Source organism: Nocardia sp. NPDC050412 (assembly GCF_044458825.1).
Taxonomy (GTDB): domain Bacteria; phylum Actinomycetota; class Actinomycetes; order Mycobacteriales; family Mycobacteriaceae; genus Nocardia.
Genome location: NZ_JBITIJ010000001.1, coordinates 473,699 through 500,099, shown reverse-complemented (window position 1 = coordinate 500,099; position 26,401 = coordinate 473,699). Strand labels below are relative to the sequence as shown.

Sequence of the window (26,401 nt, the reverse complement as noted above, 5' to 3'; positions counted from 1 at the left end):
TACGGCATGCAGCCTAGCAGCGCCTTTTGCACCGTTTTAACCAGGCATATCCCGCTGTGAGCAGGGCCACGCGCGGTTCGGACACTCCGGACATTCCGGGAGGTTCACGCTTCGCGGACCGCGATGACGACTCCGATGTCCGGATCGTTCAAAGCGACGGGGCGGTCCATGGCGGCGACCATATCGTCCCAGCTACGGAATTCGGTATGCCAGCCGTGTTCGTCCAGCCAGGTTCTGGCGTCGGCGCCGAGGCCGGTGCGTGGACGATCCGCGCCCTCGTCACCGCGGACCAGGCGTTTGAGTTCGGCGTACGGTCGAGCATTTTCGTCGACGGCGAAGCGGCTGACACCGAAACGGCTTCCCGGAGCGGATAATTCGGTCAATGTGGTGACCACGTGCAAAGCGTATTCGTGAGTCAGGTAGCCCAGGACGCCCTCGTCCACCCAGTGCGTGGGCAGATCCGGCCGAAATCCGTGCTCTGCGAGCAGCTTTGCCCAGTCGTCGCGCAGATCGATGGCCAGCACCTCGCGGTCACAGCGAGGTTGCGCATGTGCCGCGGCAAGCACCGGTTCCTTGAACGCGAACAGCTCCGGCAGATCGATCTCGAACACTCGAACATCGGCGGGTAGCGCCATGCGGAATGCCCTGGTGTCCAAGCCCGCACCGATCAGCACGATCTGGCGTATCCCCTGTTCCACCGCCTCAGCGACCCGGTCGTCGACGAGCCGGACGCCGGCCGTGCGGCCTTCGAAGAACATATCGGCGACCTCTTCCAGCCGCGCCCAGCGCTCGATTCCTCCGTCGACCTCGCGGTAGGCGTCGCGTGCCGCGTCGACGAACAGCTGCGCGAACGGGTCGTCGTACAGGCGGTCCGTGCGCACGGCTTCCTTCGCGCGGATGACCGCGACACCGATCGCGGTCAATGCGACACCTGCCATGGGCGCCTTCGGATGCGTTTCTGTCATTACTGCCTCCCCAATAGATAACTTGTCGCCCGGCTAGTAATTCGGGCTCAGCGCAGACGCTAGGCTTCCGCTAGCCGGTCGTCAAGCAAAAAGAGAAGGACGCCATGGACGGACGTCGCAGCGATACGCGTGAGCGGATTCGTACTGTCGCAATGGAATTGTTCTCCGAACGCGGCTACGAGAAGACCTCCCTGCGCGAGATCGCCGACCGCCTCGGTGTCACCAAGGCCGCGTTGTACTACCACTTCCGAACCAAAGAAGACATCGTCGCCAGCCTCTCCGACGACTTACGCCGCGGCATCGACGACATCGTGACCTGGGCCGAGGGCGCACCGCCCGGCCCGGACCGGGCCAACGAAATCCTCACCCGCTACGGCGCACTCCTGCACGGCATCGGCCGCAGCATGGTCCGCTTCTGGCACGAGAACCAGCCCGCCTTCCGCCAGCTCGACTTCGGCTCGAGCATGCGTTACCAGTTCCGCGTGCTCGCCGACCTGATGGCCGAACCGGACAACCCGCCGTTCGCTGTCTTCCGCGCACGTGAAGCCCTGCTTGCGATCAGCTGGAGCACCGCCATGATGGGCGATCTTCCGCTCACCGACGACGAGTGCTACGCCGCCGCCGTCGACATCGCGCGGGACATCCTCACCAAGAATTGATGACCGTTTTTCGCTAGCACATATGTTCGATGACGCGTAGATTCGGCGGCATGTCGACACCGCTGCAGGGATCGTTGCTCGCCGGGTTCGGGGACGTCGAGGTGGGCGGGCTCGATGGTGTGCAGCGGACGGACTTGCCCCATGGCGCCTGGGTGGATCTGCTGCCCGGGTGGATGTCGGGGGCGGACTTGCTGTTCGAACGGTTGGCGGACGGGGTGCCATGGCACGCGGAGCGGCGGTCGATGTACGACCGGGTGGTGGATGTGCCGCGACTGCTGTGTTTCTACGAGGAGGATGCACAGTTGCCGGATCCGGCACTGGACGAGGCACGGGAGGCGCTGACCGCACATTATCGCGAGGAACTCGGCGAACCGTTCCGCACAGCCGGGTTGTGCTACTACCGCGACGGACGCGACAGTGTGGCCTGGCACGGCGATACCATCGGGCGCGGGGCGACCCATGACACCATGGTCGCCATTGTTTCGATCGGTGCGCCGCGTGCGCTGCTGCTGCGACCGCATGGGGGCGGTGCGAGTCTTCGATTTCAGGTCGGACACGGGGATCTACTGGTCATGGGCGGCTCATGTCAGCGCACCTGGGAACACGCCGTACCGAAGACGCGCAGGCCGACAGGGCCGCGAATCAGCATTCAATTTCGGCCGCGGGGCGTGCGTTGATTCCGTGAGCTTGTTGACCTCAACCATGGTTGAGATAAGAAGCTGATTTCCATGAGCCCAACGACAATTCAACCGGTGGTCGCGGATACCACCGTTGACCACGCCGAAGACATTGCGGCTATCGAGCGCATCATCGCCAATGTCGAAACCGCATACAACACCAACGATGCCGAACTGATGACCGCCGACTTCACCGCGAATGCGGCGGTGGTCAACGCGGTCGGTGCGCTCATAGCCGGGAAAGACGCACTGCTGGAGGCGAATCGGCAGGGGCTGGCGGGATTCCTGAAGGACCAGTATGTCCGCTACGAGGTCGCCGACATCGTATTCCTGCGCCCCGATATCGCGATCGCGCACAAGCTCGCCCGGGCGACGACGGCCGAGGCCGAGCTGATCGATATCGATCACGCGATGATCGCGCTGTACGTCTTGGTCAAAGAGAACGGTCGGTGGTGGACCGCGGCGCGACAGAACACGCCGATCCCGCAGGCGAAGTAGCCGTCAGTTCAGGGGCGCGGCGGGCCGTTCCTCGCGCGTCGGGAAACGACGGCGGCGAACGCTCGCACCGTGCGACCAGATGGCCTGCTGGACCTCCTGCTTCGAGGCATGACCGTCGAATCGCACAAGCACTTCGGCGCGGGCCTGACGTGCGATATTCACCTTCCTGCGGTACTGCCGGAAGATCTGCACCTCGCCATTGCGATCCTCGTCCAGGTACTCGTAGTCCATGCCGTAGTAGGCGTAGGTCCCGAGTGTCGCGAGCGAGGTTGCCCAGGATCGCAGCTGATCGCGAGCACCGAAAATCGTGACCATGCCGCCGATGCGGTCGATCCGTTCCCAGCCAGTCGGTACATCGGCGAAATTCCAGTCGCGCTCCCCCGGCCCCTTCGCCCGCCACTGCTGCAGCTCGTCCACCGCGGCATCCAGACCGAACGTCTGCCAGCGCACCGTGCCGTGTGAACCCTCGCGGAACGGCAGCCGCCGACGCAAGGCGACGGCGGCGGCGCGGGTGAAGACGGTCAGGTCCGCGGGCACCAGCACGATCGGATCGGAGGGCGCGGCGTCGAACGGATTGGGATCCAGATGGGCCGGATCGATGACGACGATCGTGCCCGGCCGCCGTTGATAGGCCAGGCCCCACAGCAGTCGAGCCAGCATCCGCGCACCCCGCCAATCGGAGAGCACATGCCAGGTGTCGTGGAAATGGTTGGTGGCGAAGCGGAAATCGCTGCCGGGGCGCAGGCTCAGCACCGTATGCACCCGCCCGTCGAGCACCATGGTGCGTCGATGCAGTTTCGCCATATTGTCGGTGGCCGAACCGGGGCGCGGCCGTTTGATCTGCGCGGCCACGTTCACCTCCAGTTCCGCCTCGCGTGCATTCCAGGAGACCACGGTCGCCACCGCGCGGCAACGGATTATTTTCGCGCAGTTGAACGGTTGTCCAGAGCACAGCGGAGAGCGGCCGGCCCCGATACATTGGCCATATGAGCGAGCGCAGCGAGCGATTCATCTGCCAGCGCGCGTTGCGCATGCCGGAGCCGAGCGCCAGCGAGTCGAAGGCATGAGCAATCCCGGCGCGGGGGTTTTGGCCGTGATGCCGCTGCATACGATCAGCGAGGTCTACGGCGAAAGCGGACTGCGCGAACGACTACTGCTGGAAATAGCCGAACTATCCGACACCGAACGGCTCAACGAGGCATTGGATCTGGCTACCGAATTGCACCGCGACGATCGTTACGGCCGCGAACCGTATCTGAGTCATCTACTGCGCGTTGCCATTCGGATCATCAGCCACTATGAAGTGCGGGACCCGGACGTCGTCGCGGCCGGGCTGTTGCACGATTCGGTCGAGGATCACCCGATCGAACTTGCCGGCGCGCGTCCCGGTTCGCCGACCGAGGCCGCCCTCGCCGAACTCTCGGCCCGGTTCGGCGCCCGAGTCGCCGAACTCGTCGCCGCCGTGACCAATCCGGAACCGGATCCGGATAGCGATCGGCATGCGCAATATCGCGAACACGTGGCGGCCAATCTCGATCACGCGCCGTGGGCCCGCATCGTCAAACTGTCCGACTTCACCGATAACGGCGTTGGCATCCTCTACGCCGACGGTCCCGCGATGCGCAAACTCGCCACCAAGTATCGCCCGCTCACCGATATCTACCGCGACCTCGTCACCCGCGCCGATACTCCGCTCGCCGAGCACGTCAAACGGCATATCCTGCACCAGCTCGACAGCGCCGACGAACGTTTCGACGCCATTCTCGCCAGGGACTAGGGCGCGCGCAGCACCGATTCGACGAGTTCGCGAACCGCCGCGAGCAGCCGTTCAGTCTCCCCCGCACGTGCGAGCGCCGGCACCTGTTCGCCACCCAATGCGCCGAGCAGCAGCCTGCCGACCACCTCGGCATCCAGGTCCGGGCGGGCCTCGCGCAGCAGCGCGGTGATATGGGCGTCCCAGAATTCGTGGATTTCGGCGGCGCGCGGGTGCGGCGGGCCCTGCAGGTAGGCGACCGTCACCTCGATGTTGTCGGTCATCATGCGCACGAAGGCATCGAAGAAGGCCAGCAGTCGCTCCCCGGCCGGTGCTCCGGGGCCCAGCGGCGGCGGACCGCCACGGACGGCATCCATCACGGCGAACGTGCTCTCGGCGATCATCTCGTGCAGTAACCCGGCGCGATTGCCGAAGCGATGGAAGATCGTGCCCTTGCCGACACCAGCGGCCGCCGCGACCCGGTCCATGGTGAGCGCGTCGGCGCCGTGTTCGGCGAGCAGCGCGGCAGTCGCGGTCAGGATTGCCTGCCGGTTACGCGCGGCATCCGCCCGTTCCCTCGGGCGTGCGTCGGTCATTCCACCACCTCGTTGACAACTTGACCGCCGGTCCATATTGTTCGAGACATCTGGACCGACAGTCAAGTTATGGAGTTATTTATGAAGGCAATCGTAATGACGAGGGTCGGCGGACCCGAGGTCCTGGTCCCCCAGGATGTCGCCGTACCGCATCCGGGCCCCGGCGAACTGGTGATCCGTGCCGAGGCGATTCCGGTGCTGTTCCCGGAGACCAAGCTGCGTTCGGGTGAGTTCCCGATGGCGGTGGAACCACCGGCGGTCTTCGGTTTTCAGGCCGCCGGAGTGGTCGTCGAGATCGGGGACGGAGTCGACGCGGCTTTGCTGGGCCGACGGGTCACGGTGGCAACCCTGGGCTTCGGCGCTTACGCCGAATTCGTCTGCGCACCAGTGGCTTCCGCGACCCCGATCCCGGATGGGCTCTCATCCGCCGACGCGGCCGCCGTCCTGATGGACGGATCGGTGGCACTGCCCCTGCTCGCGACCGCGGCGCTCACCGGCGGCGAAACGGTCTTGATCGAAGCCGCCGCAACAGGAATCGGCAGCGCGCTGACTCAACTCGCCAAGGAATTCGGTGCCGCGCGCGTCATCGCGACCGCTGGCGGTCCCGAAAAGGTTGCGCGGGCACTGGCATTGGGCGCGGATCAAGCCATCGACCACAACGCGCCGGACTGGCCGAACCGACTGCGCGAATCCCTCGACGGCACCACCCTGGACGTCGTCTTCGATTCCATCGGCGGCACCACTGCCCGAGATCTACTGGCGGCCATGACTCCGGTACGCGGCCGAATCCTCAGCTACGGCTGGCTCTCCGGAGCCCCAGCCCAGATCTCCACAACGGACCTACTCCCGCTCGGCCTCACACTCACCGCCTGCGCCGGACCGGCCTGGCTCGCAGAGGTGTCCCGCTCCGGCGCCGCCGTCCTCAATCGAGCTACTACCGGAACCCTCACTCCCCAAGTCGATTCCGTGCTTTCTCTCGACGAAGCCGCCAAAGCCCACCAACTCATCGAGCAGCGCTCCCCCATCGGCAAGATCGTTTTGCGTCCCTGACGAACCACAGCCGTCACAGAAAGTCACGCCCTTCCTCGGGATTCCCTTGCGCACTCATCAGAGGTGCGATTCCAAGGGGGGATCTCGTGCGGCGTATACACGGTCGGGCGGGATTGAAATGAACTGTGGCCGTTGATGTTTCCCGTGGAGCATTCGGTGCGTCGACTGCATTGTTGCACCGAGTGCATCCACCGGGTCAGGCGCGGCGGGCGAAAGTGGGGGCGTGTTCGGGGAGTATTCCTCGGGCGATCAGGAATGGGGGGACGGTGCGCAGGACGGGGATCCGGCGCAGGATGCGTAGCGGCAAGGGAGTCGTTGCCGCGTTGGCGATATTGATTCGGCCGGATAGGGCGGGGCGGATTACGGCGGTGTGCAGGATGCGTTGTAGGCCCTGGGTGACGGCGGTTGGGAGGGTGCGGCGACGCTGCACTCTCGCCAGGTCATGGGTGCTCAGGGTGCCCGAAGTCAGGGGTGGGGCAAGGATTCTCGCGGTGGCGACGGCATCCTGGATCGCGAGGTTGATTCCGACCCCACCGGCGGGTGACATGGCGTGGGCGGCGTCGCCGATGCAGAGCAGGCCGTCGGTGTACCACTTGGTCAGGCGATCCAATTTCACGTCGAGCAGTTTCACCTCGTCCCAGTCGCGCAACGCATCCTCCCGGTCACGCAGCCACGGTGCGGAATCGGCCATGCTGCGCACAATTTCGGCGACCGGACCACGGCGGGCTGTCGCATCGCCACCCTTCGCGATGAGGGTCGCGACCTGCCAGTAGTCGCCGCGGTCGAACATGACCGCAGCGCGGTTGGCGCTGAGCAGTCCGATCAAACCGGCGGGGTCGATATCGGTGCGCGGCAGGCGGAACCACCACACATCCATCGGTGTCGGCCAACTGCGTGAGCCGAGACCGACTTCGGCCCGCAGCACCGAATCGCGGCCATCGCAGGCAACGGTCAGATCGGCGCGAATCTCGCCCGTTTCGCCGTTACTGGTGCGGTAGGCGACACCGGCGACCCGACCGTTCTCCCGAATCACCGCTGTCGCTTCGGTATTCATGCGCAACCGGAAGCTCGGCTCCCGATCGGCCGCTCCGGCCAACAGGTCGAGCAGATCCCACTGCGGCACCATCGCGATGTATTTGTGCGGACCGGGCAGATGTTCCAGGGTGAACACCGTCTGTACCGACCCGCGGATCGGCAGCTGGATCTGCTGCAGTTTGCGCGCGGGCAGTTTCGCGAATTCCTCGCCGAGGCCTAATTCGTCGAGCAGGTCGAGGGTCGTGGGATGTACTGTGTCGCCGCGGAAGTCGCGCAGGAAATCCTTATGTTTCTCCAGAACGGTGACATCGATACCGGCGCGTGCCAGCAGCAGCCCGAGCACCATGCCGGCCGGTCCAGCACCAACCACCAGACACGTCGTAGGTTCCATTGCCCGACCTCCCTCCGTGCGCACGCGCCGGACGGACATTCCGCGGGCGCGGATGTAGCGTTTCCCTTGGCCGACTTCAATGGTAGGCCGCAGCCGAGCCCAAGGCCCACAACCGCGGCAGCGATCAGATCAGCGACGCAGCACAAAAAAGTACGGCTCGGCCGTCCCGCGCATATCCATCACCCCGAGCAACGTTTCGGTATCCACCCGACGGAAGTGATCGATGATCGGCAGATCGTCGTAAACCATCGCGGCACTCACCGCACCGCGATATTCGATATCGCGCAAACGCGCTGCTGGCCTGCGAGTTCGGATTGCCGGACCGAGGACCGGCAGCAGCTTCCGTACCGTCTGCACGCCCGCGAGCGGCACCTTTCCGGCCAGACCGAGCGGCACCCGGCGCGGATCGACCGCGAAGATACTTCCCGATTCATCGGCGAACAACAGTGGATGTACCGACTCCGGATCATCGAACTGCTTGCCGTACCAACCCGAGGCCGCCAACACCCCCGCGAGCGGATGCCCGGTATCGAATTCCTCGCCCCGCCAGCGGCCGACGGTCACCTCCGCGACCCTGGCCGCAGGCAAGCTATCGAACAGCTCCCACGCCTGATCCACCGTGCACCCACCAACGAGCAGGTGCGCCAGATCGGATTGCGCGCTCTTATTCTCGACCACCAGCGGTCTCCTTACGGGCAGCAACGTTGCGAGGACAAGGCTATCAATCTCTCATCGTCGACCGGCTCAGAAGGGTGCATCAGCCGCCAGCTGTCCCACTTCCGGCAGGTAGGGGTCGAGTTCGCCGGATTCGAATCGCGACATGCCGATGACATGCCAGAACTGCCCGGCAATATTGCCCTCGAATTTGTATCGACCGTCGGGAGCGAGCGCCGCCCATCCTTCGGGTAGACCGAGCAGGATCGCGCGGATCGACGGCGCGTCGTCCTCCGGCCGCGACCACAGCAGAATGTTGCCGTCATCGCCGCCGCTGGCCAGCAGCTTGCCGGACGGGTCGAAGCTCAGCGACCAGACTCGGCGCTTATGCCCTTCGAGGGTATGCAGATGACGTCCGGATGCCATGTCCCACAACCGAACAACCAGATCATCGCCCCCGGTCGCCAATGTACCCGTGCGCGGGTCGACCGAGGCGGTCCAGAGCCTGCCGGTATGCCTGGTCAGCGTATGCAACGCTACGCCGGATTCGATATCCCAGATGCGGGCGGTGGTATCCCAGGACACGCTGGCGAGGCGGTCCTCATGGAAGGCGACCGCGTACACCCGATCGCGATGTCCGGACAGTGCCCGCAGGAATCGTCCGGAGCGCACATCCCACAGCCGAACGACGGAATCGTCGCAGCCGGTGGCCATCAGCGCACCGTCGGCGCTGAATGCGATCGAGCGCACCCGCCCGCGATGTTCGGCGCAGACGGCGTGCAGTGCGCCGGTGGTGCGCACCCAGATGATCACCGTGTCGTCGTCGTTAGCGGTGGCCACATAGTCGCCGGTCGGGTCGAAGGCGGCGGCCCAGATCGGTGCGGATTCGACATTGATGTGGCGTTCGTACAGATCGGCGTCGAGGTTGAACAGGCTGAGCCGCCCGTCGTTGACGACGAGACCGAGCTGATGGCGGCCGAGTTTGCTGAATATCGCCGATTCGAAGGTGAGCAAGCGGTCGTCGCTGCCGATCAGTCGGCGAACCAACCGCCCGGTCACCGGATCCCACAGGCGAACCACACCGTCGTTACCCACGCCCGAAAGCAGGGTGCCGTCTGCATTGAAGCTGACCGTACGGACCTGGCGGCCATGGCCGGTCAATGTGTTTTTGCAGGTACCGGTCACGGGATCCCACAGCCGAGTGGTGAATTGGTCGTCGGTAATGGCCAATTGGGAACCGTCTGGGCGAAAGGCGAACGGCCAAATCGAGCCGGTATGCGCGGTGAGCCGGTGCCGCAGTTCCCCGGTCTCGCTCTCGCGCAGACAGACAAGTCCGGCGCTGTCGCCCGAGGCGAGCAGATCACCCGCCGGATCGAAGGCAAGCCAATAGATGGCCGCGGTATGTTCGGCGAGCGACTGCCGCGGCACGCCGGTGTCCACATCCCACAGACGCAGTCCGCCATCGGTATCCGCGCTCGCCACGATAGGGAGGCGAGGATGGAAAGTCACTGTATAGACCCGCCCGGTGTGGCCCGATAGATCGCGAATCTTCCGGCAGCTCAACGGGTCCCACAGCGCCAGCGTGCCATCGACGCCACCGACTGCGAGAAGTTCACCGGTCGGATTGAACGCCACCCGAAACACAGATCCGGGCGCACCGCTGAATTCGCCACTCTCCCGGCCACTTTCGATATCCCACAGCCGCACGGTGCCATCCCGATACGAGGCGGCGACCAGCGGTCCGCGAATATCCAAGCTATAGATGAGTTCCCGACTCCCACCTCCGGCACGGCATTCGTGGCGGAGTTCACCGCTCGGCAACGCCCATAGCCGCAGCACACCGTCCGCGTCACCGGTGGCCAGCAAATCACCCGCCGGACTCAGCACCACCGGCCACGGCCAGTTCTGATGCCCCAACAGGATTCGGCGCAGTTCGCCGGTGACGGCATCCCAGATGCCCACGGTGCCGTCGCCGGATCCGGTCACCAGCACCGTATCCGTGAACGCCACCGCGAACGTCCGGGCTCGGTGGGTCTGCAAGGTGCGCAGCGGTCTTCCGGTTTCGGCATCACAGACGAGCACGCCACCGTCATCACTGCCGATGGCGAGCGTGCCGCCGTCCGGGTTGTAGGCGACCGGCTGCGGCAGTCGGCCGTGCCTGGCATGGAAGCCGTGCCGGACTCCGATTGCGGCAGGAGCGAATTCGGTCTGTGCCGCAACTCCCGGCACCCACGCCGCACCACGCAGATCGGTGCCGGCCGGGGTGCCGGTAACCTCGATGAGTGCCGCGCGGGACCAGCGGCTCCCGCTGGCCCGCGATCCGGTCAGATCGGTGCGCACCAGGCGAGCGCGGGTGAGATCGGCCTCGCCCAGATCCGCGCCGACCAGGCTGGCCTCATCGAGACGCGCGCCGACCAACCGCGCACCGTGCAGTACGGCGCGGTCGAGGTTCGTGCCGACCAGCCGGGCGCCGCTGAGATCGGCTCCGGTGAGATCGACATCGCGTAGATCCCGATATGACAGATCCTCACCCGCCAGGCTGGCACCGCGCAGATCCGCGGTCGGTGCGGTGCGCAGCCGCGTCGCCACCCGAATCGCATTGGTGCGCGACACTTCATCGGCCGCCTGGTCGGCGAGCGCACCCTCGGCCCAGGTGCGCAGCGCCCGGTTATCGGCGAGATCACAGAGGAAGTCGATCGACAGTTGGGATAGCGGCGACTGGGTCAGTTGGGCCGGCGCGGGGGTACCGACCTCGAATTGTTCGGCAATGTGGTTGGCCACCAACCACTCCATTACCGAGGAATGGATGAAGCCGAACAGGTTGTCCTCGGTGCGCACCAGCAGGCTGCCGGAGCCGATGGCATGCGCCGACTGCTGCACCGACATCCGGCTCGAGCCGGTCAGCTCGACCAAATCCGCTGCTACCTCGGTCAATTCGGACAGCCGCAGATATGGCTCGCCGGTTTCCCAGACGCGCAGCGCGAATGCCGTCACACCGAGCCACAATTCGTGCAGACGCAGCCCTGGCAGCGCACCGGCCACGCCCGCGGTCCGGTCGGCCTCGTAAGTGAGCCAGGACTCCAGGATCTCCCGGTACAGCCCGGCCGGACCCACCGCCTGCTTCGCGCCCGCCGCAGCCCGAAGCCGCCGCTCGTCCAGATCGGCGATGAAGCCGAGCATCCTGGGATTCTGTGCCAGTCCGAGCAGATCCTCGATACCGGTGATCAACCCCATTCTGGCGTCGGCGCGACGGATATCACCGCCGTAGCGGTTGGTCAGGAAGGCGTGGATCTGCGCCGGGGCGAAATCCTCGATGCTCACAATGCGCCGATCCTGCAGCAGACCGACGCGTTCGCCGAGGGCGGTAAGCACCTGGGCGCGGGATTCGAAGTGCTGGGTGCGGCTGGCCACGATGATCTTCGCCTTGCCGACGGTGGCCTGCAGCAGGGTTTCGAGATGGTCGGCGGCGAAGTCGTAGCTGATCCGGGTGACGAGTTCGTCGAAGCCGTCGAACAGCAACACCACCCGTCCCTCGCGCAGCATGTAGTGCAGCGCCTTCAGATCGATCCGGTCCTCGCCGTGATTGGCCAAATGTGCGGCGACCAGACCGTCCACCGAATGGGTTTTGTCCAAGGCGCGCAGATCGATCAGAATCGGGATCAGCGCCGGCATGGTTTCGGTAATGCGGCGGGCCAACTCGCGCAGCGCGAAGGTCTTCCCGCGCCCGAAATCACCGAGTATGAGGATGAATCGGCCGTGGTCGGCCGCGATCACCTTCATCAGTTCGCCGACCAGATCCTCACGGATCTGCTGGTCACCGTGTTCGAGGATCCGGAAGCGCTGTGGCACATACAGATCGGGCGGATAGGTGCGATCGGCGCGCAAACGCGCCGCCTGCTGCGTGAGATAGTCGTCCAGATCGAGCAGGCCCTGGAATTCGGTGAAGCTGCGCACTCGCAGACCGTGGCTGGCCGCCTCCTCGCGCAGCGACCGCGGTGGCGCCGCACCGCGATACACGAGTTCGGAACCGTATTCCGGATCGTGGCCGAGGAAGTCCTCCACCACCTGCCTGGTCATATCACCGACATGCACACCGACGCGCCACTGGGCGATGACCTCGTCGTCCTCGCTGGTGATCAGCAGATGCGGCGGCTCCACCTCGACTCGCCGGACTTTCGCACCGGGATAACGGGTTTCGCACACCTCGGCGACGCGCTCGAGCAGCCGCCCATGCGGATCGACCGCGGGAGTTTCAGCGGGCGGTTCCGGAAGCTCCGGCTCGTCCGGTCCGAGGAGTTCGGGTTGTTTGGCTGTCGGCAGTGCCGCGGCCACCTTCAGCCAATCGAATTCGAGTTGCGCGGTGGATTCACCGCGTCCGGAGAACCTGGCCAGCCCCGCGGCGGTGAGCTGGATGATCTCGTCGCGCCCCGGAGCGGCAGCGGGCAGGACGGGCAGTGTGTTGTCGAGCCGATCCAGATGCGGCCCACCGGGTCCCGGACCGTGTAGCAGCAGATTCAACCGGCCGCCGAGCAGTCGGGACAGCGTATCCGCATCGCGCAGCAGATCCGGATCATGGGCGGGCGTGCCCGCGCCGGGCAGCGGATCGTGCCGGACGACGCCGAGGCGCAACCACCCGTTGTCCTCGAACAGGCGCAGCCGCTCGGCGAACCAGGACGCCTGCGGTTCACCGATCCGGCCGTAATCGTCCTCGGGCAGATGGGTGGCGGCCATCGTCGAGTTCAATCCGGCAACCACAACCCGCAATTCGGGAATCGGAAACAGCGTCCACGGCTGACCGATATCGAAGACGAGGTGATCCAGGCCCTGATACAGCGCACCGAACATCCGTGCGTACTGCTCGAGCTTCGGGAAATACGGCGGCTGCGGTTTGCGATCGCGCGCCTCGCAGTTCAGGAAGTACGCGTGACATGCCGGTTTGGAGACATCGTGATTGCCGGGCACCACGATCAGCCGCTCCGGACCGAGGCCGAGCAGCGTACGCAATCCGCTCAGGAAGGTCAGCGCTTCGTCGACCTCGCGCGGACGGCCGGATTCGGTCATATCGCCGGACACCACGATCAGATCCGGTTTGGCCACACCTTGATTCACCAGATGGGTGACATTGGCGTGGATGCGCGCCTGTAATTCGGCAGCGGTGCTCGGCTCGTCCGGTGCGAGCAGCCCGCGACCGAAGCGCGGCCCCGCGACATGCAGCACGGAGACGCTGGTACGTGCCTCGTCATGGTCGGTGGCACCCGGAAAGGCGGGGGCCGCAACCGGTGTGCGGCGCGGCAACATGGGTTCGGGTGTTTCCGTGATGGTTTCGACGGCGAAGCGGTCCGGCCCATCGTGCGGGAACCCTGGTTCCGAAGTTGGCTTCGCCCGCCCCGCGAGCAGATGCCCGACCCGCTCCAGCAGGATTCGACGCGCCTGCTCCGCGGTGGACACGCGCACCAGATCGAGATAGGTGATGGTGGCGAGCAGACCCTCCAGCGTGCATTCGGCAATGCGCACCGGCATCAACTTGCCCGGATCGGTGCGGTAGGCCGCCTGCCATTCCATGGTGCCGTAATAGGAACCGAGATAGTTCTGCGACAGCACCACCAGCACCACCGCCGAATCGCGCACGCCGCGATCCATGAAATCGATGAAGTTGGTGCCGGGCACAAAATCCCAGGCCTGGATGAGAGTGCTGTATCCCGCGGTCTCCAACTGCCAGGCCAGCCAGGTGGCCCATCGCTCGTCGGTCGGTGAATAGCTGATGAAGAAGTCCCGCCGCCCGCCCGAAGTCACAGCATCAGTATGCCCCGATGGGGCGCCACGCCAAACGGAAGAAGATCATTACCAGGCATACCGAATGCGGAAGTGCCCCAGCGGATATGCTGCATGATGGGGCATGTGTCCGAGCAACAGGTCGATTCCGCCGCGGAGAACTCACCGTCGAGTGCCCTGGTGTCCGCACCGTCGAGACGGGCACTGAGCACGCTGGATTGGGTCCGGCTCGGACTGTTCGCGGCCGGACTGCTGTGCGTGGCGACCGGATTGCTGCCACGCGCCGAGGCCGCCGACAATATGCGCCGGATCGGTCCGCTGCTGCTGTTCCTGTGCAGTGTGATAATTCTCGCGGAACTGACGCGGCAGGCGAAGGTGTTCGATGTGATCGCGCACCGGCTGGCCATTCTCGGGCGGGGCTACTATCCGGCGTTGTTCCTGCTCTGTGTGCTTTTCGCGTCGGCGACAACGATTCTGCTCAATCTCGATACCACTGCCGTCTTGTTGACCCCGGTCATGCTCGCGCTGGCGATACCGGCCCGCATTCCACCGCTGCCGTTGGCGATGACCACGCTCTGGCTGGCCAATACGGCGAGTCTGCTGCTGCCGGTCTCGAATCTCACCAATCTGCTCGCCGCCGACCGGGTCGCGCTGCGCGCCACGGATTTCGCGGCGCGAATGTGGGCGCCGCAGCTGGTGTCGATCACGGCGACCATGGTGTGCCTTTGGGTCTGGTACTGGCGGCGCGGACGACGTGAAGCCGACCGGTACGTACCGCCGGAACCGATTCGTCCGGCGGATGCCAGGGAGCGCACGCTGCTCTATACAACAGCAGGCGCATGTCTGCTGTTCATTCTGGCGATCCCGTTCGTCGGTGACCGGATCGGTATCGCCGCCACCCTGGCCGCCACCATCGCGGTGGTCGCCTTCGCGATCTTCGACCGTTCGGCGCTGCGACTATCGCTGATCCCGTGGCAATTGCTGGTTTTCGTAGTCGGGTTGTTCCTGGTGGTGCCGACGTTGAGCAGGTTCGGGCTGGCTGATGTCATGCAAGCCCTGATCGGGCACGACTCCGGAGCAGTCGGGGCCTACCGTGCGGCGGCCGCCGGTGCCGGATTGTCCAATGTGGCCAATAATCTTCCCGCTTACACCGCCGGTGAGGCGGTGGTGTCCGAGGAGAATCGAAATCAGTTGCTGGCCTTGCTCATCGGCACCAACGTCGGGCCGATCGTGACGCCATGGGCGTCGCTGGCAACGCTGCTGTGCCTGGAGTTCTGCCGCACCCATGGTGTTCGGGTGCCGATGCCGCGGTTCGTGCTCACCGGACTCGGGCTCGCGGTTGTCGCTACGACCGCTGCCGTGGCTGCGCTGTTGGCGACGGGATAGCTCAGCCCGGCAGCCCCATCACACTGACCTCGGCGGCGGCCTTCACCAGCAAGGCCAACTCCGGCAGCATCTCGGCACTGGCTGCAATGAAGTTCACTTCACCGCCGGGGAGGTCGAGGTGGTCATTGAGCGGAGCGCCGTCGAAATCGGTGATGTGGATACCGGACTCGCGGGCCAGCAGGGTGCCTGCGGGCAGATCGACCAACCCCGCTCGGTAACCGACGAATCCGTCGATATCGCCGCGACTCAGCATGACCCAGCACAACAGCGGCGACCACAGTTGGATCAGGCGACGGGAACCGGATTCCAGGGCCAGGCGCAGGGCGCGTGCCGTGGTGTCGCTGCGGGTCACCGGATAACCCTGCAACCAGGCCAGGGTCGGGGCGGATTCGGAGGTACGGTGCGGCGGTCGCCAGAGTGGGCCGTCCGGACCCGTCGCGCCGGATCCGCGCACGGCGGACCAGGCGCGGTCGGCCAATGGTTCATGGACAATGCCGAGCATCGGAATTCCGTTGTGGCACAGGGCGATACCGATTGTGCATACGGGCAGGCCGATGGCGATATTATTGGTTCCGTCGAGCGGGTCGACGACCCAGCACCAGGAATCGTCGACTCCCTGCAGCCCGGATTCCTCGGCGAGGATGCGATGGTGTGGGAATGCCCGGCGGATATGGCCGACGATGATATGTTCCGCACGCAGGTCCAGATCGGTGACCAGATCACCGCTGGCGTCCTTGGTGCGGACCGTGAGTGATCCGGCCAGACCCTCCCGAATCGCTCGACCCGCCTCGATCGCCGCCCCTCTGGCAACCTCGGCAGCGGTCATCAGGACGGTCTCCAGCCGGTCGAAGGGGCTGATCGGATCCGGATCGCCCAGCGCCGGACCATCCGGTGGCAATACCAGGTTCGCTACGTCGCCTGCTCGCATCGGTCCTCCAGTTGTTCCGGCAGGGTGGGCTCCTGCAGGTGGTCCAGCACCGTTTGCGCGGCACGGCGGGTTTCGATCGGGCTGCAACCGGTTCGGTGCACCCAGTGGTCGACGGTGGCGAAGGTGCCGAGGGATCGGTCCGGTCGGCCGCGGCGAACCTCGCCGAGCACCACGGTGGCCGCCTCACCGCGCACATCGGAGAGGTGAAATACCCCGTGCGGCAGGGTGTATACCTCGCCTGCACGGAAATGTTCACTGGATCGGGTGCGATAGCGGACCAGACACTCCGTCGCACGCACTACATCACCGTCGGCGCCACTATTGATTTCGAAGATACGATGGGTCGCCCGGTCCGCAGAGCTTTCCACTTCGAGTATCTCGTTGCCGACCTCGCCGTACAAGACGACGCTGAGCAGATCCCAGCTGTGCGCGTGCATCGCCGAGGTCGTCGGATGCGACCGCAGCCCATCGGTCCAGACGTGCACGCAGACGCCGAGGCCGCCGTCACGCCACGCTGGAAAACACAAGAACCCCAACGGATGCCGGACCGCGCCGACCTCGGCGCGACCGTCGAGCACCGCAGTCATGAGATCGCGCGCCCAGCCTCGGACCGCGGGACCCGCCGCATCGGAGCCGATCAACTTGCGTAGTCGCGCGTAGTCGTTCATTCAGTACGGATTCCTCGGCTGCAGTGCGCGTCGCACGATATCGGCGACATCGCGATCGGTATAGGACGCCGGTAGCGCGAGACCGAGCAGATCGAATAGCGCGCGGGTCTGATCGACCGACGGCTCGTCGGCGAGCGCGAGTTCCTCGCTGCGGCTCAGCGGCACCTGTCTGGCCTGCTTGAAACTGGCCACGAGCTCCCGGTTGAAGTCCCGGTAGTAGGGCTTGTCCCGTTCGAACATCAGGGCCGGAGTATTCGGATTGTCCTGCGTGACAATGACACAACTCGACGAGAGGTCCCAGCGGAAGGTCGTCATCACCATCGAGAGCCCGACATCGATGGTCAGGAAGGTGAACCGCTGCCGGTACCAGCAGGCCGCGAGCACCGTCGCGAAGGACTCCTTACGGGTCCGCTCGGTGGTCCACAATTCGCCGGTGCGGTCGGCCTCGGGTACCAGCGAGGAGCGGAACTGCGCATAGGTCTTGCACAGCGGTTCATTGGTCGGATCCAGCACCTCCACCTGGATCCGCAGCGGACGCTGTTCGCGGCGTGCGTTCTCCACACACTCCCGCAGCGTCACCGCACGCAGATAGGTTCCGGTGCCGCCCTTGAAAAGCCACTGTTCGGTACCGCGCCGGGCAAGTGTATGCGCGTGCCCGATCTCGGGACCGTAGAGCAACTGCACCGAGGTCGTATCGCGAATGGCCTTGGCCGACAAGTGCCGATCGCGCAGCAGCGTAGTGGCCAGCAGGCCGAGCACCAGCAGAATGACCGCGTTGATCAGATCCGAATCGAACAGGCCGATATCGATCAGCGATATCACGCCGAAAATCACCGCGAGCACCAACGCGACGAGACCGTCGATATTGTTGCGCAGCCAGATCAGAACCCGTCCCATACGTTTTCGGCCTCCCCAAGGGTTTCCCCCCAGGATAGGTGCACCCGGCTACGACGGCGTATCGATTGGCGAGTCCATTGCAACCGTGACCGGCCATGTGGTACCGGTCACATCGGCTTGACCTCGAGTGCGGTTGAGGAATCAGGATCGGACAGGTGTCACGGTTCGGATGCGACATCTCGCTGCGAATCCGGCACACCCGAGTCCGCGGACCGTCGGAGTGGACGGCTCGTGGTTCGCTCCCGCTGGGCCCGTACACCCACCAGCGGGAGCGCGGGCGGGTGCCGAAACGCGAACAGCCGCACACCTTTTGAGGTGTACGGCTGTTTCCGTTGTCGATCAGGCGGAGACGGCGATCTCCCACTCGTACACGGTCAGCTCCGAGGAACCTGTGGTGTGCACCGGGTCGGTGAGCGCGATTTCCCTTGCGGCTTCGAGACTTTCGGCATGGATCACGTACGCACCACCGGTGCCGTCGGTGAACCGCCCGCTCTCCACCAACTGCCCGCGCTCGAGCAACTCGTTGAGGAACCGCCTATGCGGTTCGATCACGGCCGGGTCGAACGACGGCTTACGCATCGCCATGACCAGGTACTTGTTGATCACTCCTGCGACTCCGGGCGCGGCGCCCTGGTCGCAGCGGCGGCCGCGCGCACCTGCGGGGCGACCAGCACGACCTGGCCGAGCACACCGTTGACGAATCCGGGCGAATCGTCGGTGGACAGCTCCTTGGCCAACTCGACCGCCTCGTCGACGGCGACCACCGGCGGAACATCGTTGGCGTGGAACAACTCCCACACCGCGATCCGCAGGATGGCCCGGTCGACGGCGGGCAGCCGGGACAGCTCCCAATCCTTGAGGTAGGACTCGATGGTGCCGTCCACCCGATCCAGATCGTCGGCGACGCCCTCGACCACGGTGCGGGTATAGGGGTGCACCGGGGCGACCGCCTGATCCTGGGTCGCCAGCTCGGCCCGCTCGGTGAGCAGGTCGGCCGCGTCCACATCGCGGGCCTCCGCCTCGAAGAGCAGATCGACCGCCCGGCGGCGGGCCTTGTGGCGCGCGCCGAGCTTCTTGAACGTGGACTTCTTGTCTACGGGCTGTTCCGCCACAACAGTCATTATCCCTGTTCGCCGCGACCGGCGATCAGGCGTTCACGCGGCCGAGGTAGCTGCCGTCGCGCGAATCGATGCGCAGCTTGTCGCCGGTGTTGATGAACAGCGGGACCTGCACCTCGGCACCGGTCTCGAGGGTGGCGGGCTTGGTGCCGCCGGTGGAGCGGTCGCCCTGCAGGCCGATATCGGTGTGCTGCACCTCGAGCTCGACGGTGACCGGCAGCTCGACGTAGAGCGGCGCACCCTCGTGCGTGGCGACCTGCGCCACCATATTCTCCAGCAGGAACCGCGCGCCCGGGCCGATGGTCTCCTCGGAGATGGAGATCTGGTCGAAGGTCTCGCCGTCCATGAAGACGTAATCCGAGCCGTCGTGGTACAGGTAGGTCATATCGCGACGGTCGACGGTAGCGGTCTCCACCTTGACGCCCGCGTTGAAGGTCTTGTCGACAACCTTGCCGGACAGCACGTTCTTCAGCTTGGTCCGCACGAAGGCAGGGCCCTTACCCGGCTTGACGTGCTGGAATTCGACGATCTGCTGGAGCTGACCGTCGATCTTCAGCACGAGGCCGTTCTTGAAGTCGCTGGTGTCCGCCACTGTTCTCGGATCTCCTAGTTCTGGATATGCGGTCTCGGTGACCGGCGTCATTCGACGACGGTCAGGTCTTTGCTGGTGTTGGTGAGCAGATCCGGGCCCCCCTCGCGCACCACGAGCGTGTCCTCGATCCGGACGCCGCCGCGGCCGGGGAAGTACACACCTGGTTCGACGGTCACCGCCACGCCAGACAGAAGTGTACCGGTTCCGGTTTTGGCGATTCCCGGCGCTTCGTGGATCTGCAGTCCGACACCATGTCCGAGACCGTGCACGAACAACTTCCCGTGCCCGGCCTCCTCGATCACCGCACGCGCCGCCGCATCCACATCGGCGACCTGTGCGCCGGGCTTCAGCGCCTCGCGTCCTGCCCGCTGCGCCGCCTCGACCAGCGCGTACACCTCCCGATGCCAGTCGGACGCGGCGCCGAGTACGAAAGTGCGGGTCATATCGGAGTGGTAGCCGCCGACCACAGCGCCGAAGTCGATCTTGACGAAATCGCCGGTGGCCAGGATCGCCCCGGTTGGCCGGTGATGCGGGATGGCGGAGTTCGCGCCGGTCGCCACGATGGTCTCGAAGGCGACCGCATCGGCGCCGTGTTCGAACATCGCCCATTCCAGATCCCTGGCGACCTGACGTTCGGTACGACCGGGGCGCAGGCCGCCGCGTTCCAGCAGCATCGCCAGCCCAGCGTCACCCGCGGCGCAGGCGGCACGCAACTGTTCGATCTCGTAAGCGTCCTTGACCATGCGTAGCTGTTCGACCAGCCCCGGAGTGGCGACGAATTCCAAACCGGTCTTCTGCTCGATCAATCCGCGATGCTGGTCGACGGTGACGATATGGCTCTCGTAACCGACCCGGCCGAGCTGCCACTCCCCCGCGAGCTCCACGATGCGTCGGGCGGTGGCCCTGGCGATTTCGGCGCGCAGGTCGGGCACCTGCTCGACGACCTGGCTCAGATAACGCCCATCGGTGCCGATCACGGTGCGTTCTTCGGAATTACGGATATCCCAGGAGGTCACCAGCAGTGCGGCGTTGGACCCGGTGAAGCCGGTCAGGTACCTGATGTTCACCAGATCGGTGACCAACAGCGCGTCGACCTCGTTCTCCACCAGCAGACTGCGCAGTGCGCTACGGCGCCCCGCGTAGTCGGGCCCAGGGCCCACGTGATCAGCAGACATGTCTCAAAACTACCGCCGACACGCCGTAGATCCCGCATAAAACACCGGTCTAGCGGTATTCGAGCGAGGCGATCGATGTTCACATATTGATCGGTTATCCCCAATCCGGAATCGGGGGCTGCTTCCGCGACCCGGACGGGCGAGGCTGAATGCCATGTCCCCCATCGTTTTTGCCCTGCTGGCGGCCTGGTGCTCGGCGCTAGCCGCCTTCGATATCCAGCAGCGTCGACTGCCCAATGCGCTCACCGCATCCGGTGCGGTGATCATCTTCGGATATGCGCTGTTCGCAACACAATTCACAGCCGCGGTGGTCGGTTCGGTCCTATTGACGACGCCATATTTATTGGTGCACTTGATCTCACCGCCCACACTCGGGGCCGGTGATGTGAAACTGGCCGTCGGACTGGGCGCGGTCGCTGCCCTCGGCGGTGCGCAGGTTTGGGTGCGGGCGGCGCTCATCGCACCGATTCTGACCGCGGCATTCGGGCTCGCCGTGTTGGCCCACGGGCGGATTCGATCCGGCGCTGACCGCGCCGGACCGCATCCGCTACCCCATGGGCCGGCCATGTGTCTCGCGACGGTGCTGAGCCTGGCGGCGGCGTATGGCTAGTCGATGTCGTGGCGCGGCCGTGCCGGTGATCACGGCGGGCCACGTGCCGGAGCACCCGCGCCGACATGGGAAGATGGACAGCGTGTTGCGCTGGATAACTGCCGGAGAATCCCATGGTCCCGCTCTTGTCACCATCCTCGAGGGGATGGTGGCCGGTGTCGAAGTGACATCCGACGAGATCTCCGCACAGTTGGCGCGCCGTCGGCTCGGGTACGGGCGCGGCGCCCGGATGAAGTTCGAGGCCGATAAGGTCACCATCATCGGCGGGGTGCGGCACGGGCGCACCATGGGTGGTCCGGTGGCCATCGAGATCGCGAACTCCGAATGGCCGAAGTGGACGACGGTCATGTCCGCGGACCCGGTGGATGAGGGCGAACTCGCCGATCTGGCCCGCAATGCACCGCTGACCCGGCCGCGACCCGGCCATGCCGACTACTCGGGCATGCTCAAGTACAACTTCGACGACGCCCGCAATGTATTGGAGCGCGCCAGCGCCCGCGAGACCGCCGCGCGGGTGGCGGCGGGCACGGTCGCCAGGAACTTCCTGCGCCAGGCCTTCGGCGTCGAGGTCATCTCGCACGTCGTCTCGATCGGCACCGCCGCCAACACCACCGGCATCGTGCCGACCGCCGCCGACCTGGCCGCGATCGATGAGAGTCCGGTGCGCGCGTTCGACAAGGACGCCGAGGCCGCGATGATCGCCGAGATCGAGGCCGCGAAGAAGGATGGTGACACCCTTGGCGGTGTGGTCGAGGTGGTCGTGGACGGGCTACCGGTCGGATTGGGTTCGTTCATCAGCGGCGCGGATCGGCTTGATTCGCGACTCGCGGGCGCACTCATGGGGATTCAGGCGATCAAGGGCGTCGAGGTCGGCGACGGTTTCGAAACCGCGCGCCGTCGCGGCAGCCAGGCACATGACGAGATGAAGCCGGGACCGGACGGCGTGCTGCGCTCGACCAACCGAGCCGGTGGTCTCGAGGGCGGTATGACCAATGGCGAGCCGCTGCGCGTGCGCGCCGCGATGAAGCCGATCTCGACGGTGCCGCGCGCGCTGTCCACGGTCGATATGACCACCGGCGAGGAGGCCGTCGCCATCCACCAGCGCTCGGATGTCTGCGCCGTGCCCGCCGCGGGTGTGGTCGCCGAGACCATGGTCGCGCTGGCTGTCGCGCAGGCCGCGCTGGAGAAGTTCGGCGGAGATTCGCTGGTCGAGACCGTCGATAACATCACCAGCTACGTCAAGCGCATCGGCACCCGACCACACGTTCCGCAATGATCGTGCAGTCCGATCCGCGCGCACCGCGCGTGGTGCTGGTCGGACCGCCGGGGGCGGGGAAGTCGACGATCGGCCGCAAGCTCGCCAGGGAACTCGGTGTCGAGCTCTACGACACCGATGCCGGAATCGAGCGCGAGACCGGACGCACCATCCCGGAGATCTTCGCCGAGGACGGCGAACCGGAATTCCGCCGGATCGAGGAGCAGGTGGTGCGCCGCGCCATCCTCGCCGAACGCGGTGTCGTCTCACTCGGCGGTGGGGCCGTGCTGTCCAACGACACCAGGGCGCTGCTGCGCAATCGCACCGTGGTGTATCTGGAAATCAGTGTGGCCGAAGGACTTCGGCGCACCGGCGCGAGTACCCAGCGACCACTGCTCAACGGTGCGGATCCGGGTACGAAATATCGGGAGCTGATGCGCAAGCGCAGACCGCTGTACCGGGAAGTCGCGACGGTGCGGGTGCGCACCGACGGTCGCAGTCCGGGCCGGGTGGTGCGGATGATCATGGCGAAGTTGGGCATGGAATCGGTGCTGCCACAAGAATCGGAGCCCGATTCGAGCGAAACCGCGTCGACGGGCACAGCACCGAAACCGCAGGGCAGCAATAGATCTCGCGCCCGCCGAGCCGCCAGGGCCCGTGCGGCCGCCCGTCGCCGGGCAGCAGCAGCACAGACGGATGGCACCGACTCCGCGGCAACCGAGCGGATCAAGCCCACCGGCAAGATCACCGCGGGCAACCGGATCACGACCGATACCGCCACAGTCGACCGCCCGAAGCCAACCGGCAAAATCACCAATGGCCGCGCCGGTTCCGAAGGATCCGGCGACCCGGCAACACCTGGAAGCCGGTCCCGCCGCACCCGGGCCCGGCGCGCCCGCGCGCGAGCGCTCAAACAAACAGCACGCACAGAATCGGAGCCGAGTACGCATGAGTGAGCGAAGCGAGCGACCGGTCAGCCCCGCTGACCATCCGACAAGCCCGACCGAGCCCAGTCGCATCGAGGTCCGCACCGCCGATCCGTATCCGGTGATCGTCGGCCGCGGCCTACTCGGTGAGCTCGTCGAGTCGGTCGTCGGCGCAACCACCGGCGTGCGCACCGTCGCGATCTTCCATCAGCCGCCCCTTGCCGAAACCGCCGAGGTGGTGCGCAAGGCCTTGGCCGACAACGGTATCGACGCGCACCGCGTCGAAATCCCGGATGCCGAGGCCGGTAAGGATCTGGCCGTGGCCGGGTTCTGCTGGGAGGTGCTCGGCCGCATCGGCCTGACCCGCAATGACGTCGTGGTATCCCTCGGTGGCGGGGCGGCGACCGATCTGGCCGGCTTCGTCGCCGCCACCTGGATGCGCGGGGTGCATATCGTGCATGTGCCGACCACGCTGCTGGCCATGGTCGACGCGGCCGTCGGCGGTAAGACCGGTATCAATACCGAGGCGGGCAAGAATCTCGTCGGCAGCTTCCACGAACCGGCCGCGGTGCTGGTCGATCTGGCGACCCTGGAAACGGTGCCGCGCAATGAGATCGTCGCCGGTATGGCCGAGATCATCAAGGCCGGTTTCATCGCCGACCCGGTGATCCTGGACTTGGTGGAGCGCGATCCCGAGGCTGCACTCGACCCGACCGGCGACGTGCTGCCCGAACTGATCCGCCGCGCCATTCAGGTGAAGGCCGATGTTGTCGCAGCCGATCTCAAGGAAGCCAGCCTGCGCGAGATCCTCAACTACGGCCACACTCTCGGTCACGCCATCGAGCGCCGCGAGCGCTACCGCTGGCGGCACGGTGCGGCCGTCTCGGTCGGTCTGGTCTTCGCCGCCGAACTCGGCCGCCTCGCCGGACGCCTCGACGATGCCACCGCCGACCGTCACCGCAGCGTCCTGGCCAGCGTCGGCCTGCCGACCAGCTACGACGCCGACGCCCTCCCCCAACTCCTCGACGCCATGCAGACCGATAAGAAGACCCGCTCCGGCGTTCTGCGCTTCGTGGTCCTCGACGGCCTCGCCAAACCCGGCCGCCTCGAAGGCCCCGACCCCACCCTGCTGGCCGCCGCCTACTCGGCCATCGCCAGGGAGGACAGCGACAGTAGTGGCGCGATCCTGCTGTAGTCGCGAACATTGCAGCGGCGCATCCGAGTCGGGTGCGCCGCCTCGCATCACGATCTCGGCACATCTGCCGACGACATCCCGACCGGCTGCACGGGCGCTGAGCAACCCGTCCTCGTCGAACATGGGCTCGGTGAACAGACCGGCCGAACCCGCCCGTCCCCGGGACGCGAACAGGATTGCGGCCCATCCGGAAAACGAAGGCGACCCTCCGGCCGTATCAGCCGATGAGGGTCGCCTCCAGTCGAATACGTGAGCGGCTACGCGGGAGTCGCCGCGGCGCCAGGTGCCTGAGGTGTAGGCCGATCAGCGGACTTGTTGATCTGGCGATCGGCAATGATGCGGCCGATGCCGATGCCGATAAGACCTGGAATGAAGACCAGCAGGACGATGAAGGACGCGCCCGCCGTCATTTCGAACAACAGGCCGTTATCGCCGAGATCGAACCGGGGCAGCCAGTCGAGCAGCCACGAGACCGCGCCGCTACCCAGACCTGCGGCGACCGCGGTTTTCAGCCAAAGGATGGTCAGGTCGGAGCCGTGCTCCGAATCCGGATGGACCTCACGATCCTTGCGGCCATCCAACACACCCCAGAACACCACCGCGACAAGCAGCACCACCAGGCACAGCGGTCGCATCCAACTGCCCTGGGTCGGCCAGTACACCATCGCGAATCCCAGCGCGGCACGCAGGAAAACGACCAGCGCACCGAGCCCAATGGCCCGCAACACCCAACCATTCATGGTCAACACCATAGCCTCGAGTCGGCCGGATCCAAATGAGAACCGGTTACAGATTTATTGCCGCGGCCATTTCCGCGTGCGGAGCCGGGCGGCCGGTGAACTGTTCGACCTGTCCATAGGCCTGATTCAGCAGCATCTCCAGCCCGCCGACCACAGTGTGCTCGGCCCGCGCGACCGCAACGGCCAGCGGCGTCGGCCACGGATCGTAGATCGCGTCGAGCACCACGGGGGCCGCGGCCACCGCTTCGGCGACGACCGCAGCCGCCTCGGCCGGGATCGTGCTCACCACAGCACCGGCATCCGCGCACGCCGCACGCAATGCGTCTTTGTCGAAGCCGATCACGGCGGTAGTCATACCGAGCCGCTCGGCAAGATCCACGGCGTTGCGTGCCCTTCCGGCATCGCGGGCGACGACGGTCACCGTCTTCGCACCGAGTTCGGATAACGCGAGCAGCGCCGGACGTGCGGTCCCGCCCGCACCGAGTACGACGCCCTCGGTCAACTCGCCGACGCCAGCACCGCGCAACGCGCCGAGCACCCCGTCGACATCGGTGCAGTCGGCACACCAACCCTCCGAGCCGATCCTAACCAACGTATTCGCCGAGCCCACCAGTACCGCACGCTCCGTGCGTTCGCTCGCATATGCCAGCGCGACCTCTTTACCCGGCATGGTCACCGAAAGCCCGACCCATTCCGGCCCGAGCCCATCGACCAGACCGGGCAACTCCTCGGCCGAACATTCGATGCGCTCATAGGTCCAGTCGAGCCCGAGGGCACGGTAGGCCGCCAGATGCAGCTGCGGCGACCGCGAATGCGCGATCGGCTTACCGAGCACGGCCGCCTTGCGCGTTGTCGGCATCG

24 protein-coding genes and 1 pseudogene are annotated in these 26,401 nt (G+C 65.8%); 10 read left to right on the top strand and 15 right to left on the bottom strand.

Going from position 1 to position 26,401, the window contains the following annotated elements; genetic code table 11:
• Nucleotides 1-104 precede the first annotated feature (104 nt).
• Nucleotides 105-965, bottom strand: coding sequence for an SAM-dependent methyltransferase (locus ACIBI6_RS02345; RefSeq protein ID WP_364340196.1), 861 nt, complete (start codon nucleotides 963-965; stop codon nucleotides 105-107).
• 104 nt (nucleotides 966-1,069) lie between these two features.
• On the opposite strand from ACIBI6_RS02345, the gene ACIBI6_RS02340 reads away from it, so the two are divergent.
• Genes ACIBI6_RS02340 through ACIBI6_RS02330 form a run of 3 tightly spaced genes read left to right on the top strand, consistent with a single transcriptional unit; the run spans nucleotide 1,070 to nucleotide 2,799 of the window.
• Nucleotides 1,070-1,624, top strand: coding sequence for a TetR/AcrR family transcriptional regulator (locus tag ACIBI6_RS02340; protein WP_396955066.1), 555 nt, complete (start codon nucleotides 1,070-1,072; stop codon nucleotides 1,622-1,624).
• A 50-nt stretch (nucleotides 1,625-1,674) separates the two neighbouring features.
• Nucleotides 1,675-2,301: an alpha-ketoglutarate-dependent dioxygenase AlkB gene (locus ACIBI6_RS02335; protein ID WP_396955065.1), complete on the top strand. Its 627-nt coding sequence runs from the start codon at nucleotides 1,675-1,677 to the stop codon at nucleotides 2,299-2,301.
• Between the two features lie 51 nt (nucleotides 2,302-2,352).
• Nucleotides 2,353-2,799, top strand: coding sequence for an SgcJ/EcaC family oxidoreductase (locus tag ACIBI6_RS02330; protein ID WP_364340190.1), 447 nt, complete (start codon nucleotides 2,353-2,355; stop codon nucleotides 2,797-2,799).
• 3 nt (nucleotides 2,800-2,802) lie between these two features.
• On the opposite strand, the gene ACIBI6_RS02325 is transcribed toward ACIBI6_RS02330, so the two are convergent.
• A complete protein-coding gene (locus tag ACIBI6_RS02325; RefSeq protein ID WP_396955063.1) occupies nucleotides 2,803-3,693 on the bottom strand; it encodes a hypothetical protein in 891 nt (296 codons plus the stop codon).
• Between the two features lie 169 nt (nucleotides 3,694-3,862).
• Here ACIBI6_RS02325 and ACIBI6_RS02320 point away from each other — a divergent pair, with 169 nt between their 5' ends.
• A complete protein-coding gene (locus ACIBI6_RS02320) occupies nucleotides 3,863-4,576 on the top strand; it encodes an HD domain-containing protein (RefSeq protein WP_396955062.1) in 714 nt (237 codons plus the stop codon).
• Here the strand turns inward: ACIBI6_RS02320 and ACIBI6_RS02315 are convergent.
• Nucleotides 4,573-5,148, bottom strand: coding sequence for a TetR/AcrR family transcriptional regulator (locus tag ACIBI6_RS02315; protein WP_396955061.1), 576 nt, complete (start codon nucleotides 5,146-5,148; stop codon nucleotides 4,573-4,575). The genes ACIBI6_RS02320 and ACIBI6_RS02315 overlap by 4 nt on opposite strands.
• Nucleotides 5,149-5,229: 81 nt before the next feature.
• Between ACIBI6_RS02315 and ACIBI6_RS02310 the strand changes: the two genes are divergently transcribed.
• Nucleotides 5,230-6,198: a zinc-binding alcohol dehydrogenase family protein gene (locus tag ACIBI6_RS02310; protein ID WP_396955060.1), complete on the top strand. Its 969-nt coding sequence runs from the start codon at nucleotides 5,230-5,232 to the stop codon at nucleotides 6,196-6,198.
• 196 nt (nucleotides 6,199-6,394) lie between these two features.
• On the opposite strand, the gene ACIBI6_RS02305 is transcribed toward ACIBI6_RS02310, so the two are convergent.
• From ACIBI6_RS02305 to ACIBI6_RS02295, 3 genes are all read right to left on the bottom strand, one after another.
• Complete coding sequence (locus ACIBI6_RS02305; RefSeq protein WP_396955059.1) at nucleotides 6,395-7,624, bottom strand: FAD-dependent oxidoreductase; 1,230 nt, start codon at nucleotides 7,622-7,624, stop codon at nucleotides 6,395-6,397.
• 129 nt (nucleotides 7,625-7,753) lie between these two features.
• Nucleotides 7,754-8,302, bottom strand: a complete 549-nt coding sequence (locus tag ACIBI6_RS02300) for a DUF4334 domain-containing protein (protein ID WP_396955058.1) — start codon at nucleotides 8,300-8,302, stop codon at nucleotides 7,754-7,756.
• A gap of 66 nt (nucleotides 8,303-8,368) precedes the next feature.
• Entirely contained in the window at nucleotides 8,369-14,071 is a 5,703-nt protein-coding gene (locus tag ACIBI6_RS02295; protein ID WP_396955057.1) for a TIR domain-containing protein, read from the bottom strand.
• A 105-nt stretch (nucleotides 14,072-14,176) separates the two neighbouring features.
• Here ACIBI6_RS02295 and ACIBI6_RS02290 point away from each other — a divergent pair, with 105 nt between their 5' ends.
• On the top strand, nucleotides 14,177-15,436 hold the full coding sequence (locus ACIBI6_RS02290; protein WP_396955056.1) for an SLC13 family permease: 1,260 nt from the start codon (nucleotides 14,177-14,179) through the stop codon (nucleotides 15,434-15,436).
• Nucleotide 15,437: 1 nt separating this feature from the next.
• Here the strand turns inward: ACIBI6_RS02290 and ACIBI6_RS02285 are convergent, their stop codons facing one another.
• The 7 genes from ACIBI6_RS02285 to ACIBI6_RS02255 form a co-directional block, all read right to left on the bottom strand.
• Nucleotides 15,438-16,364, bottom strand: a complete 927-nt coding sequence (locus ACIBI6_RS02285) for an inositol monophosphatase family protein (RefSeq protein ID WP_396955055.1) — start codon at nucleotides 16,362-16,364, stop codon at nucleotides 15,438-15,440.
• Nucleotides 16,346-17,032, bottom strand: coding sequence for a hypothetical protein (locus ACIBI6_RS02280; protein ID WP_396955054.1), 687 nt, complete (start codon nucleotides 17,030-17,032; stop codon nucleotides 16,346-16,348). Before ACIBI6_RS02280 ends, ACIBI6_RS02285 begins: the two co-directional genes overlap by 19 nt.
• Complete coding sequence (locus ACIBI6_RS02275) at nucleotides 17,033-17,929, bottom strand: hypothetical protein (protein ID WP_364340172.1); 897 nt, start codon at nucleotides 17,927-17,929, stop codon at nucleotides 17,033-17,035.
• A 339-nt stretch (nucleotides 17,930-18,268) separates the two neighbouring features.
• Nucleotides 18,269-18,535, bottom strand: a complete 267-nt coding sequence (locus ACIBI6_RS02270; RefSeq protein WP_364340170.1) for a YciI family protein — start codon at nucleotides 18,533-18,535, stop codon at nucleotides 18,269-18,271.
• Nucleotides 18,532-19,041 carry a transcription antitermination factor NusB gene (gene nusB / locus ACIBI6_RS02265; protein ID WP_364340168.1) on the bottom strand — a complete coding sequence of 170 codons (510 nt, stop codon included), beginning with the start codon at nucleotides 19,039-19,041 and terminating at the stop codon, nucleotides 18,532-18,534. The genes ACIBI6_RS02270 and nusB overlap by 4 nt, the downstream gene beginning before the upstream one ends.
• A gap of 34 nt (nucleotides 19,042-19,075) precedes the next feature.
• The gene (efp, locus tag ACIBI6_RS02260; protein ID WP_364340710.1) at nucleotides 19,076-19,639 is read right to left on the bottom strand and encodes an elongation factor P; all 564 of its coding nucleotides are present in this window, start codon (nucleotides 19,637-19,639) and stop codon (nucleotides 19,076-19,078) included.
• A 47-nt stretch (nucleotides 19,640-19,686) separates the two neighbouring features.
• Nucleotides 19,687-20,814, bottom strand: coding sequence for a M24 family metallopeptidase (locus ACIBI6_RS02255; RefSeq protein ID WP_396955053.1), 1,128 nt, complete (start codon nucleotides 20,812-20,814; stop codon nucleotides 19,687-19,689).
• Nucleotides 20,815-20,968: 154 nt separating this feature from the next.
• On the opposite strand from ACIBI6_RS02255, the gene ACIBI6_RS02250 reads away from it, so the two are divergent.
• From ACIBI6_RS02250 to aroB, 4 genes and pseudogenes are all read left to right on the top strand, one after another.
• Entirely contained in the window at nucleotides 20,969-21,424 is a 456-nt protein-coding gene (locus ACIBI6_RS02250) for a prepilin peptidase (protein WP_396955052.1), read from the top strand.
• Between the two features lie 82 nt (nucleotides 21,425-21,506).
• Nucleotides 21,507-22,700 carry a chorismate synthase gene (gene aroC / locus ACIBI6_RS02245; RefSeq protein WP_396955255.1) on the top strand — a complete coding sequence of 398 codons (1,194 nt, stop codon included), beginning with the start codon at nucleotides 21,507-21,509 and terminating at the stop codon, nucleotides 22,698-22,700.
• Nucleotides 22,697-23,215, top strand: a pseudogene (locus tag ACIBI6_RS02240) (shikimate kinase); the annotation flags it as partial. The gene aroC and the pseudogene ACIBI6_RS02240, both read left to right, overlap by 4 nt.
• A 412-nt stretch (nucleotides 23,216-23,627) precedes the next feature.
• Nucleotides 23,628-24,800, top strand: a complete 1,173-nt coding sequence (aroB, locus tag ACIBI6_RS02235; protein ID WP_396955051.1) for a 3-dehydroquinate synthase — start codon at nucleotides 23,628-23,630, stop codon at nucleotides 24,798-24,800.
• 257 nt (nucleotides 24,801-25,057) lie between these two features.
• On the opposite strand, the gene ACIBI6_RS02230 is transcribed toward aroB, so the two are convergent.
• Nucleotides 25,058-25,540 (bottom strand): B-4DMT family transporter, encoded by a 483-nt coding sequence (locus tag ACIBI6_RS02230; RefSeq protein WP_364340160.1) that lies wholly within the window; start codon nucleotides 25,538-25,540, stop codon nucleotides 25,058-25,060.
• Nucleotides 25,541-25,586: 46 nt separating this feature from the next.
• Nucleotides 25,587-26,399, bottom strand: coding sequence for a shikimate dehydrogenase (locus tag ACIBI6_RS02225; RefSeq protein ID WP_364340158.1), 813 nt, complete (start codon nucleotides 26,397-26,399; stop codon nucleotides 25,587-25,589).
• Between the last annotated feature and the right edge of the window lie 2 nt (nucleotides 26,400-26,401).

What these genes read in the sequence shown, in the direction of transcription:
- ACIBI6_RS02285 (WP_396955055.1), bottom strand. Translation starts at nt 16,364, where the DNA reads ATGCGAGCAGGCGACGTAGCGAACCTGGTATTGCCACCGGATGGTCCG.
- ACIBI6_RS02315 (WP_396955061.1), bottom strand. Translation starts at nt 5,148, where the DNA reads ATGACCGACGCACGCCCGAGGGAACGGGCGGATGCCGCGCGTAACCGG.
- ACIBI6_RS02305 (WP_396955059.1), bottom strand. Translation starts at nt 7,624, where the DNA reads ATGGAACCTACGACGTGTCTGGTGGTTGGTGCTGGACCGGCCGGCATG.
- ACIBI6_RS02330 (WP_364340190.1), top strand. Translation starts at nt 2,353, where the DNA reads ATGAGCCCAACGACAATTCAACCGGTGGTCGCGGATACCACCGTTGAC.
- ACIBI6_RS02310 (WP_396955060.1), top strand. Translation starts at nt 5,230, where the DNA reads ATGAAGGCAATCGTAATGACGAGGGTCGGCGGACCCGAGGTCCTGGTC.
- ACIBI6_RS02335 (WP_396955065.1), top strand. Translation starts at nt 1,675, where the DNA reads ATGTCGACACCGCTGCAGGGATCGTTGCTCGCCGGGTTCGGGGACGTC.
- ACIBI6_RS02250 (WP_396955052.1), top strand. Translation starts at nt 20,969, where the DNA reads ATGTCCCCCATCGTTTTTGCCCTGCTGGCGGCCTGGTGCTCGGCGCTA.
- ACIBI6_RS02340 (WP_396955066.1), top strand. Translation starts at nt 1,070, where the DNA reads ATGGACGGACGTCGCAGCGATACGCGTGAGCGGATTCGTACTGTCGCA.
- ACIBI6_RS02345 (WP_364340196.1), bottom strand. Translation starts at nt 965, where the DNA reads ATGACAGAAACGCATCCGAAGGCGCCCATGGCAGGTGTCGCATTGACC.
- aroB (WP_396955051.1), top strand. Translation starts at nt 23,628, where the DNA reads ATGAGTGAGCGAAGCGAGCGACCGGTCAGCCCCGCTGACCATCCGACA.
- ACIBI6_RS02255 (WP_396955053.1), bottom strand. Translation starts at nt 20,814, where the DNA reads ATGTCTGCTGATCACGTGGGCCCTGGGCCCGACTACGCGGGGCGCCGT.
- ACIBI6_RS02230 (WP_364340160.1), bottom strand. Translation starts at nt 25,540, where the DNA reads ATGAATGGTTGGGTGTTGCGGGCCATTGGGCTCGGTGCGCTGGTCGTT.
- ACIBI6_RS02320 (WP_396955062.1), top strand. Translation starts at nt 3,863, where the DNA reads ATGAGCAATCCCGGCGCGGGGGTTTTGGCCGTGATGCCGCTGCATACG.
- ACIBI6_RS02275 (WP_364340172.1), bottom strand. Translation starts at nt 17,929, where the DNA reads ATGGGACGGGTTCTGATCTGGCTGCGCAACAATATCGACGGTCTCGTC.
- ACIBI6_RS02225 (WP_364340158.1), bottom strand. Translation starts at nt 26,399, where the DNA reads ATGCCGACAACGCGCAAGGCGGCCGTGCTCGGTAAGCCGATCGCGCAT.
- ACIBI6_RS02280 (WP_396955054.1), bottom strand. Translation starts at nt 17,032, where the DNA reads ATGAACGACTACGCGCGACTACGCAAGTTGATCGGCTCCGATGCGGCG.